Source organism: Sporolactobacillus laevolacticus DSM 442, assembly GCF_000497245.1.
Classification (GTDB): domain Bacteria; phylum Bacillota; class Bacilli; order Bacillales; family Sporolactobacillaceae; genus Sporolactobacillus; species Sporolactobacillus laevolacticus.
The window spans coordinates 179803-194483 of record NZ_AWTC01000006.1 but is presented as its reverse complement, the minus strand read 5'-3'; the positions used below and the strand labels follow the sequence as shown (position 1 = coordinate 194483).

Below are 14681 nucleotides of genomic sequence, written 5' to 3'. Positions count from 1 at the left end.
AGAGCTCGTCATGTGATGGCTCTCTTCTTAAATAACAATTTTCGGATCGACTATATGAAACATGGTTAGAAAGTACTCAACGTGAACTTCTAAAAAGTAGCATTAATTTGAAATGGATTTTCCGGACCTTTTTACACGAATCCGACTGAGCTGCAACATTAAAAGAATCAATCCTACAAGCGATAGCAAAGGTGCTGTTAGTGCAAGATAATTAAGCGGAAGGAAGCTGACAGATAATCCTCCAAAGAAGGCACCGGATGCATTGCCCACATTCATCGCAGATTGATTTAAAGTGCTCGAGAGCAGCGGAGCGTCTTCGGACAGTACCATGCTTCGGAACTGCAAAATTGGCGATTGGGCAAATGCCAGAATACCGAATAGAAAGACGGCGAGAACCATGAGGATGGCGTTGGATTGAATAAAGAATAAGATCAGGAAAAAGAGTTCCAGTGCCGCTAATAAACCGATGAGGGATCCGTTAAGACGCCAATCGGCAAGTCTTCCGCCAATCAAGTTGCCAATGGTTACACCGATGCCAAATACAACGAGTGTAAAAGTCGACGGCATGGTCACCAAAACCGGAGATGTTCTGAAGCACAGGGATGATGTAAGTGAAAAATGCAAACACACTTCCGAAGCTGAATAGTGAAATCAGTAAAGTTACCCAAAGCTGACCGCTCTTAAGAACAGCTAATTCTGTTAATAAGGATGATTTCTGCTTGTTTTCTTGTTTAGGGACAAGAAAAAAGAGACCGAGAACAGCGACGATGCCGATCAAGCTGATAATGAGAAAACTAGCTCTCCAGCCTAGACGTTGACCAACAAATGTACCAAATGGCACACCCACAATGTTAGCAACTGTTAGCCCGGAAAACATTAAGGCCATCGCAGATGCTTGCTTATTCTTGGGAACAAGGCTGGCAGCCATAATCGCTCCGAGTCCGAAGAAAGATCCGTGGGCAAGCGCGGTAACTACTCGGCTTAGCATCAACAGTCCATAGTTTGCAGAAATCGCGGCAAAAAAGTTACCAATACTGAAAATAGCCATTAGGAGCATTAGGACATTTTTTCGAGCCATTTTATACGTAGCTACAACAATGATCGGGCCGCCGATGGCAACACTTAGCGCATAACCCGTAATAAGCTGGCCAGCTGCAGCAGTGGAGACATTGAGATCTGCGGCGACATTAGGAAGCAGGCCCATAATCACAAATTCTGTCATTCCGATAGCGAATGCACCGATTACCAATGTCCATAGTGAAAGCGGATAAGTTTTCATTGTGCTCCTCCTCAAATATGTAACAAAAGAATCGTATCAAATGAGTTTAAGATTGTGAAATTTTTTGCCTGAAAAGAAGGATTTTCTATATGAGGGTGTTCGAAAAGTCCGGGAAAAATTACCGGCGAATCTCTGTGTCAACTTGCTTTTCCGCTCCTCACGTATTATTTGCATACGCTCCGGTGCTCAAAGCTGCGTTTCCTTGACCTTCTTGGTCCTTTTTGTCCTCCTTTTCGAACAAATTCAACCTGAGAGTAAAATAGATTTGGAGATGTCGCGTGTATGCGGTAAACTAACAATAGAGAGACATAAACTACTGATAAATTAGGTGATTGAAATGAAAATTGGGTTAATTGGTTTAGGAAAAATGGGATACAATCTTGCTCTGAATATGTCTGAACATGGTTTTGAAGTCAAGGCTTTTGACTTATCGCAGGAAGCGGTAAAAAAAGCGGCTGAATCGGAGGGGATTGATGGGTTCGCGTCAATTGAAGCTCTTGTTAATGCTCTTGAAAAACCGCGTGTTTTCTGGATGATGGTGCCAGCAGGTGATCCTACGGAACAGACACTGAACAATTTGCTTTCTCTGCTTGACGAAGGAGATATTGTTCTTGATGGAGGAAATTCAAGGTACACGGATTCCGTTCGTCGTTACCAGCTTTGCAAGGATAAAGGTGTCTCGTTTATGGATGTCGGCACCTCAGGAGGAATGAGTGGAGCAAGAAACGGCGCTTGCGTTATGGTCGGCGGTGATGAACGATCCTTTAGCTACCTTGAACCGCTTTTTAAAGCTATTTCAGTTTCCGATGGTTATCTGTATACAGGTAAAGCGGGGAGCGGACATTTTCTGAAAATGGTGCATAACGGTGTGGAATATGGGATGATGCAGTCTCTTGCAGAAGGGTTTGAAGTGCTTCAGAAGAGTGAGTTTTCATATGACAATCAGGCGGTCGCAAAAGTATGGAATCACGGTTCAGTGATCCGCAGCTGGCTGGTTGAGCTATTGGAAGATGCCTTCTCGAAGGATGGAGATCTCGAGAAACTCAGCGGTGTCATGGCCTCATCAGGCGAAGGAAAGTGGACATTGGAGACAGCGCTTGATATGCAGGTGCCTACACCGGTTATTGCTCTTTCATTGCTCATGCGCTATCGTTCACTTGAAAGCGATACATTTGCTGGTAAAGTTGTTGCCGCGTTGCGCAATGAATTTGGCGGCCACGCTGTAGTAAAAAAATAATGATCAATACAAGAAAGCGTTCAGACCTGATAAAAGGGCCTGAACGCTTTTTTGATACATGATAGAGAGCTGATCCGCATTATACTCAGAAAAGGCGGCATAGCCTTTCGCTTCCGGTAAAATGATTTTACCGGGTAAAGGCGCATCATTCTTATCGACTTTGGTATCGAGAACGACTGGCACTTGGGCGATCCGAGCTTCTTGAAATGCTTCGTGCAACTGTTCGTAAATACAAAAAGCGTTCATTCGGAATAAATCCCAAACGAACGTCTTTTGTATGTTTAGATCATTAAATTATAGAAATCTGCGGACAACAGTCTTCATTGGCGGCATTTTTTCTAACTTATGATTTTCAGCGATTGATTTAGCAGTAAATCTGGCATAGCCTTTCGCTTCGTCCATCACAATCTTGCCTGGCAGCGGAGCGGCGTCAACGTCGACCACAACATCAAGGATGACCGGTACATCCGCAGCTTTAGCTTGTTCGAGTGCAGGTTGCAGATCTTCGTATTTCTCAACGCGGAAGCCCATACCGCCGCATGCTTCAGCAAACTTAGCATAGTCAATGTCGCCGAAATCAACGGCATATTTTAATTGACCGGCAGATTGTTGTTCATATTTGATGAAAGACAATTGTCTATTGTTAAGTACAACGCAAATCAATGGCATTTTGTAGTAAACAGCAGTTGCGAAATCTTGCATCACCATTGCAAAGGCTCCGTCACCGCTGATGGAAATTGCTTGACGATCAGGGAATGCTTGTTTTGCAGCGATTGCTCCCGGAAGACCGCAGCCCATTGTCCCTAGCCATGCTGAGACGATAAAGTCCTGATTTTCTGAAATTTTGAGATAGCGCGTAGACCATACGGTTGACGTGCCAACATCTACGGAATAAATGGTGTCCTCTTCAGAAATGGATGAAATGGCTGACATCAGTGCTTCAGGCGCAATCGGCGTTTGTTTTTTGTCTTGGTCTTCAGCCATCCATTTCCACCAGGTGTTCATTTTGTTCTGGCAAGTCTTCAGGAATGGACGGTCAGTAACAGGTGTTGTATGCTCTGTCAGATAGGAAAGCGCCTCGGAAGCGTCGCCGACAATGCCGACAGTGACGGAGTAGCGTTTGCCGATTTTGACAGGATCGATATCGATTTGAACGCATTTCGCACCTTCCGGAAGATAAGCGGCATACGGATAATCGGTGCCGACCATAATGAGCAGATCCGCGCTCTTCATCGCTTCATATGCAGGTTTCGTTCCGATTTTGCCGATGTTTCCGACAAAGTTCGGGTGATCATCGGCAATCGCGCCTTTTCCTGGTAGTGTGATCGCTACCGGGGCAGAAATACGTTCGGCAAATGATCTCAATTCTTTTTTGGCACTTTTTGCACCGACGCCTGCCAGGATTACCGGATTGCTGGCGCTGTTTATCAAAGCGACAGCATCGTTCAAATCATTTTGAACGAGACCAGGATTTTTCTTTTCAAAAACCGTGGATAATTGCGGGATATTATCAGAAATTTCACCGAGTACAATATCATCCGGAATAGACAGAACCGCGACACCGCGTTCTTGATAAGCGGTACGGATTGCTTGATTGACAACTGCCGGAAAGCTCTCGGCGCTTGTAATATCCTTGTTGTACACTGCGACATCCTTAAATAATTCGACCGTGTTCACTTCCTGAAAATAATCTGTGCCTGTCAATCTTGCCGGAATATGGCCGACAAGAACAAGCATAGGTACATGATCCATCTTGGCGTCATACATACCATTCAACAAGTGAATCGCACCAGGTCCTCCGATAGCCAGACAAACACCGATCTTTCCAGTAAGTTTTGAGTAGGCTGCAGCGGCTAGTGAGGCTACTTCTTCATGCCGGACGGTATAAAACTTAATCTTGCTTTCTTCTTTTCTTAGTGCTTCAACCATCGTGTTGATCGAATCGCCGGGGATACCATAGATATGGTCAATACCCCAGTTTTCAAATAACTTGACCACCGCTTCACTTGCTTTTACCTTTCCCATAATTGGGTTCCTCCTTCAGAAGTGAGCTATTGTCTTGAATTTAATTAAGTAATTAATTCAAGACTTCTATATATATAAATGTGACAAAATAATGAACCTTATGGGTCTATTTTATGACTATTCCTGAAAAAAGCAAATGGAAATGCTCATCTATATATAAAAATCGCTTCAACTTTTACTTTTGTTTCAACTATTCTATTTCTATAATAGAAACAAGGATGCAAGGGAAGGTGAAATCATGAGCTTTGTATCAATCATAGCGACAGAACAATGGATTTCAGCCGTTAGTGATGGCAATCTAGTCGAGTTTGACAAAGAGGGCAACTGGCAAATCAAACCGGGAAAAAAGCCAAGTTTTTTTCGAATATCTGAATGCCAGTTTATCGCTTGCACGGGAAGTTCGGAGGCATGGAGCCGTATAAAAAAAGAATTTCCGTTCAAGAAGGAACCGTATCCATTAGATAAAGACATGTTGAATCAACTTGAAGAAGTTGTAAGGGTAGTTCCACAGAATCAACAGGATGTTTTGCTCGTTGTAGCGGATGCGACAAATCGAGTGACATGCCGAATGATCTCAAATCAGCCGGATACGAAATGGACGGTCATAGAGCCTGAATCAGGCCGAACAGGCACGTTGTTTCTGGCTGGAAAATTAATTGATGAAAAGAAAATTCGTCTCATTTCAAAAGAATTTAATCGTTTGCTTCAGGTTCATGGGAAAGATGAGTCGAAGCAGGTCGTACTTGCGCAGAGAGAACTGAATAAAATCGCAGCAACATTGGATCCAACGATTGGCACGCGTATTTACCAACTGCTCATTAATAAGTGATTAAGGCTGAGTAAAAATCAGACTCAGGTTGGAGACGCAAAACCATCATCAGATCGAATCATTCGTACGTGAAGCGTTCTATCATTAAGACATACCGAATGAACCATGTCACGCGAAATGAGGAGAACCATGAAAACAACCTTTGCTATTTTTAAAAATAAGCAGTATTCCTTGTTATTTACAGCATCAGTCGCATCACAGTTAGGAAGCATTATTGGAATGACCGCATTAGTTTTTTATTTTCTGAGCCGATTCAGCCATCAGCCGTACTTAGCGACTGTCAATGAACTGATGTTTTCATTACCCGCTTTAATCGTGTTCTGGATCGTAGGTGTGGCAGCCGACCGTCTCGACCGACAAAAAATTGCATCTAATTGTGATTGGATCAGTGCATTGTTGTCACTTGCACTGCTTGGGGCGGTACTATGGGGACAGTTAAATCTGATCTTTTCAATTATTTTTTTACGTGCTGCCGTATCAAAGTTTTTCGCTCCCGCTGAGCAGGCAATCTTGCAGGGAATTTTACAAAAAGGTGATTATGCGGTAGCGGCAGGCTTGAATCAAATGGTCAGTAGTGTATTTATGATTTTTGGAAATGGCCTTGGAGCAATTGTCTATTGGCATTTCGGTGTCCAAGGAGCAATCTTAATTGACGCGCTATCCTTTGTTTTGTCGGCTCTACTCATACGAATACCAGCGATCCGGAAAGAAGTGCGTCAGCCTAACGGTGCACATGATTGGAAGACAACAACAATTAAATCCATCATCACTGATTTCAATCAAGGATTTCTCTACATTATTAAAGATAAACTACTTACTTCTCTAGTAGGAAGCTTTGCCATCTTTGGAATTATTAACGGTGGGTGCAGCGTCATGCTCATCTTCATTCTGAAATATAAACTAGTGCCAGATGTGTATGAATTATTCTCGGTCTGGACTGGAATAATCGCGGGGGCTGGGATATTGATCGGAAGTCTTATTGCTTCTGTCTGCGCAGGTAAGTGCAGGTTCCGATCCATGATTATTACAGGGTTGCTTGCCAGTGGTCTTTTCATGGTTGCTGCCGGTTATGTGCCTACCGTATATCTTTTCTTTGTCATGATTTTTTTCTCAACTCTGTTAATTCCCTTGGTTAATGTTGCGATCGGAGGATGGATGCCGCATATTGTTGATCCCAAAATGATGGGGCGAGTGGAGAGCTGGAGCACACCGATCCTGATGTTCTCGCAATCGCTGACGCTCGGCTTCATCACGTTTGCCTTTCCAAGACTCGTGTCGATTGAAACTATCTTTCTTATTATTGGTTCTGTGACAGTACTTTCAGCAGTTTATTATTTATTCTTTGTGCCGTCCGATACAATTGAAGAACGCACAGTGGTGGAACCAATCAATGGCAGCCTAGAAGCGGCCGGATCGAAAAATAGATAAGAGAACAATCATGAACATGAAAAGGACAACAGTCACTGCAATGCCAAGAACAGGGACATTGCTAAGGAGGGAGCGAGATCCGAATGTTTCTCCAATGATAATACATGACAGTATGATACTGAAGGAAAGAAGCATGATGCTGAATGAAATTCGGTTTGCTGCTCGATCCACTTTTGCAAGCAAGAATTCCAATTGAGGAAGTTTCATTTCCACTCGCGTCTTTCCTTTGTAGAGATGAGTTAGTGTTTTTCTTAAAAGAGAAGGGATGTGCATACTGTTTTCAACGATGTCGTATCCATTCAATAGAAACTTCTTTGAAAGCTCACTTGGATTTAGCCTTTTGATCAAGAGTCTCTGTCCATACGGTTCTGCAAGTTCCAATATATTAATGTTTCGGTCCAGCCGTGTAATTAAGCCTTCTAGTGTAATCAGCGCTTTACCAAGAAGTGTATAATTTTTCGGAATACTGATGTGGTGCTTCTTGGTCACTTCAAAGATATCATGGATCACTTTCCCAATATGAACATCTTTAAAAGGCAAACGGTAGTACTTCTCGCGGAGAACATCAAGATCCGCTTTGAAGTGCCGTTCATTCAGATCATCGGGCATGTTGGTCATGGACGAAATCGTGCGAAATAGCATTTCGGTATTTCCTTTCATAAGGCCGATAATCAAGTCACCAAAATCGCGCTTCATCGCATCATTTAAATGCCCAACTTGTCCGAAATCGATATAGCCGATTTTATTTCCTGAGAAGAAAAAAAGATTGCCGGGATGCGGGTCGCCATGAAAGATACCGCAAATAAGCGCTTGATCCAAGAACGAGCGCACAAGACGTTCACAAATCACCTTATTATCGATACCTTCTGGAGGACCGCTGACAAGCTCGCTGTATTTGTATCCGTGAATATAGTCAAGAGTCAGTACTCTTTGGGTAGAAAACTCTCGATATACCTTTGGTATCACGATCGTGTCGTTGTTGTTAAAAAAGTCATGCAGCTTTTCGGTCGTCCTGGCTTCCATGATGTAATCCATTTCACTTCGGATTGCTAGAGAAAATTCCTCAACAATATCACTGATCTGGTAAGTACGTGCCCATTCATATCTTTTTTCAACAAGTGATGCGAGATCCCAAAGAATTTCAATGTCGTTTTCAATAACGGTTTCAATATCCGGCCGTCTGATTTTGACGGCGACTTCTTCACCTGTTTTTAAGACGGCATAATGCGCCTGAGCAATTGAAGCAGCAGCAAGGCAGTTTTCATCAAACCGAGAAAATAGCTCTTCAACCGGTTTACCGAATTCTTCGGAAATTCTTTTTTTAACTGTCTGTGGATCAATCGGTGTGACATGATCTTGAAGTTCGCGCATCGCTTCAGCGATCTGTTCCGGCAAAATGTCTGTTCTTAGACTGAGGAGCTGGCCAAGTTTAATAAAAGTTGGCCCGAGTTCCTCAAGCATTGAACGAATACGCTGACCGATCGATTTTTGTTCATTTCCTGTTCCTGAGAAGTCGGAAATGATCTGCTTTGGCAATGAGAGAAGATGAAAGAGGCCAACATCTTTAACAATATAACCAAAACCGTACTTTACCAGAACCGCGACAATTTCTTGATATCTTTTTATATGGCGAATGTGCTTTCCAATCATGAAGATCACCTGAACGATTTATTTTTCATCGTTTTCTTCTTTTGTTGTGGTACTTTTCAGTTCTGTAATTTGGTTTTCAAGAGCGGTCAGTTTTTCCTTTAAACCATTGAATTCATCCAGGGTAACAAACCCCAGATCCTTAATGACATCTATGATCTCCTGCTCAAAACCGTCACGCCATTTTCCTGTATTTCCTTTGCCTTTTTCATTTAAAGCAGTAAGTAATGCTTTTGCTTCTTCAGCAGCTGCACCACCGCTTTTTGAAAGGTCTTCAAAAAGCTTCTCCGCTTTTTCCTTACTCGCAATCGTTGCGCCAAGTCCAATAAGAAACCCTTTTTTTATCAAATCATTCATGGTTCTTCCTCCTCGCGCTTTTCCTTTATTTTAACTGACATTCTATGACCTGTATATGATTAGGGTGCCTGAAATTCAGAACCTGATGCGAAAGGATACGGAAAAAGCCTGAAAGACACTTAAAGTGCTTTCAGGCTCATTGTTTTGATTCAATAAAAGGACGAAAATATATAATTTCAAACTTAGCTGTGTATCTGTCAAACAGGCTACCGAGTTACTTAATTGAGCGGAAGACCCCAACTACTTTTCCGAGAATGACACAATTATCAAGTAGTATCGGATTCATTGATGCGTTTTCCGGCTGAAGACGGATATGGTCTTTTTCTTTAAAAAAGCGTTTGACCGTTGCTTCATCATCATCAGTCATAGCAACAACAATTTCCCCATTTTCAGCGGTTCTCTGCTGACGGACAATCACTTTGTCTCCATCAAGAATGCCGGCATTTATCATGCTTTCACCAGATACATTCAAAATAAAAGCATCATCATCCTCAACCATTGAACTTGGGACCGGAAAATATTCTTCAATATTTTCAACAGCACTGATCGGTAGACCGGCTGTCACTTTTCCAATGACCGGGATATTCACCGTTTTTTCTGTATAAACATCACCGTCATGATCCAGCACTTCAATTGCTCGCGGCTTGGTTGGATCGCGTCGAATGAATCCCTTTTTTTCAAGTCGTGCGAGATGACCATGTACTGTTGAACTAGAGGCCAGTCCGACTGCATCGCAGATCTCACGGACGGATGGCGGGTAACCTTTGCTTGCAACTTCATGTTTTATAAAATCCAAAATAGCTTGCTGCCGATTTGAGAGTTTCATGATGCTTCTCCTTTTCCTTATCCTGTCAATATTATAGCATTCAGAAAAGAGTGATGCAAACATTCGTTCGAAAGTATTGACACAAATATATGTTCGCATTAAAATAGAGAAAACGAACAAACGTTCCGCGAACAAATATTCCTTACAGGGGGAAATTGATATGAATACAAGCATTCATCAAAAAGCGAAAGGCATTTCTTTCATTATCCTATTTTTAATTATGACTGTCGTTCTGTTCCTGACATTAACAAATACGGTTGCGGCCGATCAAAACAATTATAAAGAAATCACAGTGAAAACAGGGGACTCGCTTTGGACTATTGCCGAAGCATATCAAAAGGAAAATCCAAAACTGTCCAATCAGGCATTTGTCAGCTGGGTCGAGAACAAGAATGGCTTAATCCGGGATCATATTGTTCCGAATGAAAAGCTTATTATTCCTGTTCGAAAGTAACCGGAACCTCATCTCTTGTCGAATCATGACAAATACTTTTAATTGGCATATTCATCCTTCTATGTTATACTGTTATATAACAAAGGGATATCGATGTTAATGTGTTGGTACAACGTTTTATCCCTTTATGTTTTGTTGGTATGTGATTACTGAATTCCATTGATGATTTATATCATTAATGGCCATTTTTCATCCTCCTTCAGAAGAAAGCATTTTCTTTTTATAAGAACACGCTTTCTTTTTTTTGTGTTTTTAGCCGTACAATCAATAAAAAAGCCATGAATTCATGGGGTACAAGGTTGACCTGAAATCAAGTGATAGTGTACACTGAACTATGGACATTTGACACAAGGAGGAAGCAGACGCATGCTCTGGTTATACATATTAGTGGGCGTGATTTGCTTGGCCGCCGGATTAATCCTCGGCTTTCTAATCGCCCGTAAATATATGATGAACTACCTTAAGAAAAATCCGCCGATTAATGAAAACATGCTGCGCGTGATGATGGCTCAAATGGGTCAACACCCGTCACAGAAGAAAATTAATCAGATGATGAAAGCCATCAACAACCAAATGAAATGAGTAATGCTAGACGTAGCGAGGGTTTTGAACGTTTGAAAAGTCCTTTTAACGTCTAATTTTCATACTTATTTCGTCGAATTGAACATCCTTCATCTTGATTTTCAGACACAAAGCATTGAAAAAACATAGGTTAATCTTTCTTAATCACCATTTTCTGTTGAAAAGTAAACCAACAGAAGTTGGTGATTTTTTTATTGACTTAAATCTAGAGGAGTTATCTCAGGTGTATTTTTATCATTTCAAAGCCAAGGGTTTTACGGATAAGACGATGCTTACTAAAGAATATGAAGTAAGAAGGGTAGTTGAATTTCTAACAAGATAAGATATCTATTACTGATCTACAACAGGTTACTCTATACTTAAGAGAATTTGTTTCCGAATGACACAAGACAGGAAACTTAAAGCAACAAGCATTATCCCAATGTATAAAATGATTCATGCTTTTTTTAGTTGGTGTGTTGAGGAAGAGTACATCAAAGAGGGTCCCATGGAGAAGGTGGAATGTCCAAAGCTTCCAAAGACTGTTATACACACATTTAAACCAGATCAGGTTTATTGGATGATTCATGCGTTTAATCAGATTCGTACCTTGAACTTAGAAGTAAAGCAATCTTATGCATGCTAATAGATTGTGGCTTGAGGTCAATTGAGATTAGGCGACTAAAACCTGAAGATATTAAAGAAACAATAATCAATGTTCTTGGCAAGGAAAATAAAAAACGATTTGGGTCTGAGACAGCTACGGCACTAGATAAGGTAGTTGCTAGTCTAACAACGAACCTAGTAAGCCCAAGTCACGGCCATATCAGTATACAGTAGTGTCAAGTAATACATTGGGAAATAGCTACAGATAATAATATGTCTGTAGCAAATTGAACCATCTTAATTCGGATACTATTTATCCAAAACAGAAACTGTAACTTAAGTAATAATTAAGCCTCATCCAATTAATTTTAGGTGGGGTTTTTTTCATTTATTCAATATCATTCCTAAAACACTGACAAGTAATTATATTTGCGCTATAATTTACCAATTAAATGAAACCAAGGTGATTATAATGGGTTTTTTGAAAGCTTATGCAGCTTTCTGGAAAAACTATGTTTATTTTGGAGGAAGAAGTAGCCGTTCAACCTACTGGTGGGTGCAGCTATGGAATTTCTTAATTTTTATCATCATACTTGCGTTTGTCATTGTTCCTGTTATCCATACATTTACAACTAAGGATTATGGTGGTATGGGTTTGAGCACGGTTTTTGTATTTGTGTATCTTTTGTACACTTTAGCAATCATCATACCAGGTATCAGTTTAACTGTTCGACGCTTTCATGATGCTAATCTTTCTGCTTGGTGGTACGTAGGTTTGTGTTTGGCGCCTAAAGTTCTGGTATTTATTGCTGAAGGAGTAACAAAAAGTACGATTACGATAGACGGTTTATTAGCATTGATTTATTTTGCTGCAGTTATTGCACGTTTTGTCATTACACTTTTACCGTCAAAGGATCCAAATAATTTTAGAGAACATACAGACAGCTAAAATAAAGTTCAGAAAAAGGGACATCATCCATTAATTTGGGTGGCGTCCTTTTTTCTTGTTTAGATTAAATAAGTTTATAATGAACAGCGACAGACATATAAACAAATCTTTTATTTCTTTTTAGCCGATAATAATCTAAATGGTAATTTTATAAGACAGAAACCGATCATTCCCCCAAGAGTATTTAAGATTACGTCATCAATATCAGTAGATCGATAAGTTATTCCAACAATAAAACTTATTACAGCTTGTCCCAGTTCAATATATAAACTGAACAGTATGCTAGCGATAAGCATTTTTATAGGGTTATGATATTTCTCTGATACGAGAGGTAATAGAAATCCAAAAGGCAAAAATAATAAAATGTTTCCACCTAATTGTTTAAGAATGACTTCTAGACCAACTGAGTGAAATAAAGTATTGGAAATTGAAAGGAAAGGGATAAAATTATCTTGTTGGTTGAGTTCAGTGAAGCTGTGAATGTGAGCTGACCAACGTGTAATCAATGGAATGGAAAACCAAGTTAGGCTGATAACTAGAAGAATATAGTATAGGAAACAGTCCTAATAATAAATTGAGATAATTTAAAATTGCCTTTTCTAATCAAAAAAATTATTGATACAGGAAAGTAAATAATTGTAAAAATGAAAATGAATGGAAAGGGAGTCAGGAAGTACAATTTATTTCCTCCGTTATTTAATTATTGTTAACTTCTAATAGTTTGATATGTCTCTCTTATGATACCAATTAATTTAAATCGTTATTTGGTAAAGAGACAGCTAAAATACAATAAATAATAAGCATTGCTAAAGGGTTAACAAATACCAATACTAGGAAAATTAATCTCACTGCAATTGAGGATATACCAAAAAATTCAGCAATACCTCCACAAACACCAGATAAACCGATATCTGTGGTAGATTTCATTAATTTATGAAAGTGCATGTTTTCCTCCTTATTAATGGATAGTAATGGATGAGTACTTGTTCTTTCTCTTGAAAGGTTTAGAAAATTTATAGACAATTAATTGAGGGATTAATATGAGTAAACTACCTATTAATAATAGTTGCATGTGAGACTGTAGATACAGACAATAAAAAATTCAATGATTATTTTTTTCATGCCTATGCCTCCATGATATCGCCTATTCATCCACAAAATCAATAATCTCTCTTATATTTTTATTATTCAACTGATCAGCGATCTTTTCTATATGATATGATCAAATTGGATGCGTTGACGTTTTCCATTTGCTAATTCAGAAAGTGTTGCTCTTCATATATCCACAACTTCTGCAAATTTACTAATAGATACCACATTGGCTTTTTGTTACTATCCTTTTAAAAAAAGTGAAGTGAGAAGTAATGAAACGAAAAAAATTCTATCTTTGGGGCATTATTGCAGTTGTGTTAACGTTTTTAGATATCGATCTCACTAAAGATTTGATTTGAATAGAGAAATTTGGTTTAGGTGAAAAATCAAAGCGGGGAGTGAATGCACATGTTAAAGGTTGGTGTGATTGGGCTTGGTTCAATAGCGATGAAGGCTTATCTGCCGGTCTATGCCGGAATGAGCGGAATTGAATTTTACTTTTGCACACGAAACAAGGCAACATTGGAGGAGGTCCGCGCGAAATATCGCTGGACACATCTCTGTACGTCCATTGATGAATTGTTGAAACAAGGCATCCATGCTGCTTTTGTGCATGCTGCAACCCATGCTCATCCAAAGATTATCGAACAATTGATACTGCACGGTATTGCAGTTTATACTGATAAACCAATAGCCGATCATTATGAAGGCGCGAAACGATTGACTGAGTTGACAGAGGTCAATCATGTGCTGCTTATGACCGGATTTAATAGACGGTTTGCACCGTTCATCGCCAAAGCTTCTCTTCTTCCAAACAAGACGATGGTGATTTGCCAGAAGAATCGAGTGAATGATCCAAAAGATTTAAGAACTGCTGTTTTCGATGATTTCATTCACGTCATTGATACGGCTCGTTTTTTGCTAGGAAAGCCAATTAATTCACTTTCTGTTCATGCTTCTATGAATGAGGAACATCTATGCAGCGGTATATCTGTAATTTTGCGCAGTGGAGATCTAACTGCTTTAGCAATCATGAATCGAGTCAGTGGTGCGAATCAGGAGCTTGCGCAAGTGATGTCCCCACAAGGGGAATACATCATCAAAGACCTGACGGAGATGGAGTGGGTCAAAAGCGCGGACCATTGTATCGAAAAGTTTGGTGACTGGACAGGAACTTTGCAAAAACGCGGTTTTGAACCAATTATTTACGCGTTCCTAGATGCGGTTCAACAGGGTAAAAATGAGCCTGTTGATAAACAAGATGCACTGGAGACGCATCGGCTTTGTGAATGGATTGTTGAACAAGCCGAAAGTAATCTTTAAGCAATGCAATGGGGTTATGTTTTTTTGTCTGATTAATAATAATGAAGGAAAGATAACCCATAAAAAAT

Annotated in this window: 16 protein-coding genes; 7 read left to right on the top strand and 9 right to left on the bottom strand. The window is 40.1% G+C overall.

What is annotated here, in order from left to right:
• Positions 1-102: 102 nt before the first annotated feature.
• Both P343_RS37695 and P343_RS27420 read right to left on the bottom strand, forming a co-directional pair.
• On the bottom strand, positions 103-567 hold the full coding sequence (locus P343_RS37695; RefSeq protein ID WP_317134705.1) for an MFS transporter: 465 nt from the start codon (positions 565-567) through the stop codon (positions 103-105).
• Positions 479-1279 carry an MFS transporter gene (locus tag P343_RS27420; protein WP_317134704.1) on the bottom strand — a complete coding sequence of 267 codons (801 nt, stop codon included), beginning with the start codon at positions 1277-1279 and terminating at the stop codon, positions 479-481. The genes P343_RS37695 and P343_RS27420 overlap by 89 nt, the downstream gene beginning before the upstream one ends.
• 337 nt (positions 1280-1616) lie before the next feature.
• Here P343_RS27420 and gnd point away from each other — a divergent pair, with 337 nt between their 5' ends.
• A complete protein-coding gene (gene gnd / locus P343_RS27415) occupies positions 1617-2516 on the top strand; it encodes a phosphogluconate dehydrogenase (NAD(+)-dependent, decarboxylating) (RefSeq protein WP_023510025.1) in 900 nt (299 codons plus the stop codon).
• A gap of 3 nt (positions 2517-2519) precedes the next feature.
• Here gnd and P343_RS27410 read toward each other — a convergent pair whose 3' ends face one another.
• Complete coding sequence (locus P343_RS27410) at positions 2520-2762, bottom strand: hypothetical protein (protein WP_023510024.1); 243 nt, start codon at positions 2760-2762, stop codon at positions 2520-2522.
• 48 nt (positions 2763-2810) lie between these two features.
• Positions 2811-4541 carry a pyruvate oxidase gene (locus P343_RS27405; protein WP_023510023.1) on the bottom strand — a complete coding sequence of 577 codons (1731 nt, stop codon included), beginning with the start codon at positions 4539-4541 and terminating at the stop codon, positions 2811-2813.
• 238 nt (positions 4542-4779) lie between these two features.
• Here P343_RS27405 and P343_RS27400 point away from each other — a divergent pair, with 238 nt between their 5' ends.
• Together P343_RS27400 and P343_RS27395 are read left to right on the top strand one after the other, a co-directional pair.
• The gene (locus P343_RS27400; RefSeq protein WP_023510022.1) at positions 4780-5370 is read left to right on the top strand and encodes a hypothetical protein; all 591 of its coding nucleotides are present in this window, start codon (positions 4780-4782) and stop codon (positions 5368-5370) included.
• 129 nt (positions 5371-5499) lie between these two features.
• The gene (locus tag P343_RS27395) at positions 5500-6798 is read left to right on the top strand and encodes an MFS transporter (RefSeq protein ID WP_023510021.1); all 1299 of its coding nucleotides are present in this window, start codon (positions 5500-5502) and stop codon (positions 6796-6798) included.
• Here P343_RS27395 and P343_RS27390 read toward each other — a convergent pair.
• The 3 genes from P343_RS27390 to lexA form a co-directional block, all read right to left on the bottom strand.
• Positions 6769-8448, bottom strand: coding sequence for an ABC1 kinase family protein (locus P343_RS27390; RefSeq protein WP_023510020.1), 1680 nt, complete (start codon positions 8446-8448; stop codon positions 6769-6771). The two genes, P343_RS27395 and P343_RS27390, sit on opposite strands and share 30 nt — an antisense overlap.
• An 18-nt stretch (positions 8449-8466) precedes the next feature.
• Positions 8467-8802, bottom strand: a complete 336-nt coding sequence (locus tag P343_RS27385) for a phasin family protein (protein ID WP_023510019.1) — start codon at positions 8800-8802, stop codon at positions 8467-8469.
• A gap of 214 nt (positions 8803-9016) precedes the next feature.
• Entirely contained in the window at positions 9017-9631 is a 615-nt protein-coding gene (gene lexA / locus P343_RS27380) for a transcriptional repressor LexA (protein ID WP_201767672.1), read from the bottom strand.
• Positions 9632-9788: 157 nt separating this feature from the next.
• Between lexA and yneA the strand changes: the two genes are divergently transcribed.
• The 3 genes from yneA to P343_RS36380 all read left to right on the top strand — a co-directional run bounded on the left by yneA (position 9789) and on the right by P343_RS36380 (position 12198).
• Positions 9789-10082: a cell division suppressor protein YneA gene (yneA, locus tag P343_RS0118815; RefSeq protein WP_037593884.1), complete on the top strand. Its 294-nt coding sequence runs from the start codon at positions 9789-9791 to the stop codon at positions 10080-10082.
• Positions 10083-10448: 366 nt separating this feature from the next.
• Complete coding sequence (locus P343_RS27375) at positions 10449-10664, top strand: YneF family protein (protein WP_023510017.1); 216 nt, start codon at positions 10449-10451, stop codon at positions 10662-10664.
• A 1057-nt stretch (positions 10665-11721) separates the two neighbouring features.
• Positions 11722-12198 (top strand): DUF805 domain-containing protein, encoded by a 477-nt coding sequence (locus tag P343_RS36380; protein WP_023510014.1) that lies wholly within the window; start codon positions 11722-11724, stop codon positions 12196-12198.
• Between the two features lie 110 nt (positions 12199-12308).
• On the opposite strand, the gene P343_RS36735 is transcribed toward P343_RS36380, so the two are convergent.
• Both P343_RS36735 and P343_RS27360 read right to left on the bottom strand, forming a co-directional pair.
• Positions 12309-12743 (bottom strand): VanZ family protein, encoded by a 435-nt coding sequence (locus tag P343_RS36735; RefSeq protein WP_084297758.1) that lies wholly within the window; start codon positions 12741-12743, stop codon positions 12309-12311.
• A 202-nt stretch (positions 12744-12945) separates the two neighbouring features.
• Positions 12946-13143: a PspC domain-containing protein gene (locus P343_RS27360; RefSeq protein ID WP_023510012.1), complete on the bottom strand. Its 198-nt coding sequence runs from the start codon at positions 13141-13143 to the stop codon at positions 12946-12948.
• A 555-nt stretch (positions 13144-13698) separates the two neighbouring features.
• Here P343_RS27360 and P343_RS27355 point away from each other — a divergent pair.
• Entirely contained in the window at positions 13699-14613 is a 915-nt protein-coding gene (locus P343_RS27355; protein WP_023510011.1) for a Gfo/Idh/MocA family protein, read from the top strand.
• Positions 14614-14681 lie beyond the last annotated feature (68 nt).

What these genes read in the sequence shown, in the direction of transcription:
- P343_RS27375 (WP_023510017.1), top strand. Translation starts at nt 10,449, where the DNA reads ATGCTCTGGTTATACATATTAGTGGGCGTGATTTGCTTGGCCGCCGGA.
- P343_RS37695 (WP_317134705.1), bottom strand. Translation starts at nt 567, where the DNA reads ATGCCGTCGACTTTTACACTCGTTGTATTTGGCATCGGTGTAACCATT.
- P343_RS27400 (WP_023510022.1), top strand. Translation starts at nt 4,780, where the DNA reads ATGAGCTTTGTATCAATCATAGCGACAGAACAATGGATTTCAGCCGTT.
- P343_RS27405 (WP_023510023.1), bottom strand. Translation starts at nt 4,541, where the DNA reads ATGGGAAAGGTAAAAGCAAGTGAAGCGGTGGTCAAGTTATTTGAAAAC.
- P343_RS36380 (WP_023510014.1), top strand. Translation starts at nt 11,722, where the DNA reads ATGGGTTTTTTGAAAGCTTATGCAGCTTTCTGGAAAAACTATGTTTAT.
- P343_RS27410 (WP_023510024.1), bottom strand. Translation starts at nt 2,762, where the DNA reads ATGAACGCTTTTTGTATTTACGAACAGTTGCACGAAGCATTTCAAGAA.
- gnd (WP_023510025.1), top strand. Translation starts at nt 1,617, where the DNA reads ATGAAAATTGGGTTAATTGGTTTAGGAAAAATGGGATACAATCTTGCT.
- P343_RS27355 (WP_023510011.1), top strand. Translation starts at nt 13,699, where the DNA reads ATGTTAAAGGTTGGTGTGATTGGGCTTGGTTCAATAGCGATGAAGGCT.
- P343_RS27385 (WP_023510019.1), bottom strand. Translation starts at nt 8,802, where the DNA reads ATGAATGATTTGATAAAAAAAGGGTTTCTTATTGGACTTGGCGCAACG.
- P343_RS27420 (WP_317134704.1), bottom strand. Translation starts at nt 1,279, where the DNA reads ATGAAAACTTATCCGCTTTCACTATGGACATTGGTAATCGGTGCATTC.
- yneA (WP_037593884.1), top strand. Translation starts at nt 9,789, where the DNA reads ATGAATACAAGCATTCATCAAAAAGCGAAAGGCATTTCTTTCATTATC.
- P343_RS27390 (WP_023510020.1), bottom strand. Translation starts at nt 8,448, where the DNA reads ATGATTGGAAAGCACATTCGCCATATAAAAAGATATCAAGAAATTGTC.
- P343_RS27395 (WP_023510021.1), top strand. Translation starts at nt 5,500, where the DNA reads ATGAAAACAACCTTTGCTATTTTTAAAAATAAGCAGTATTCCTTGTTA.
- P343_RS27360 (WP_023510012.1), bottom strand. Translation starts at nt 13,143, where the DNA reads ATGCACTTTCATAAATTAATGAAATCTACCACAGATATCGGTTTATCT.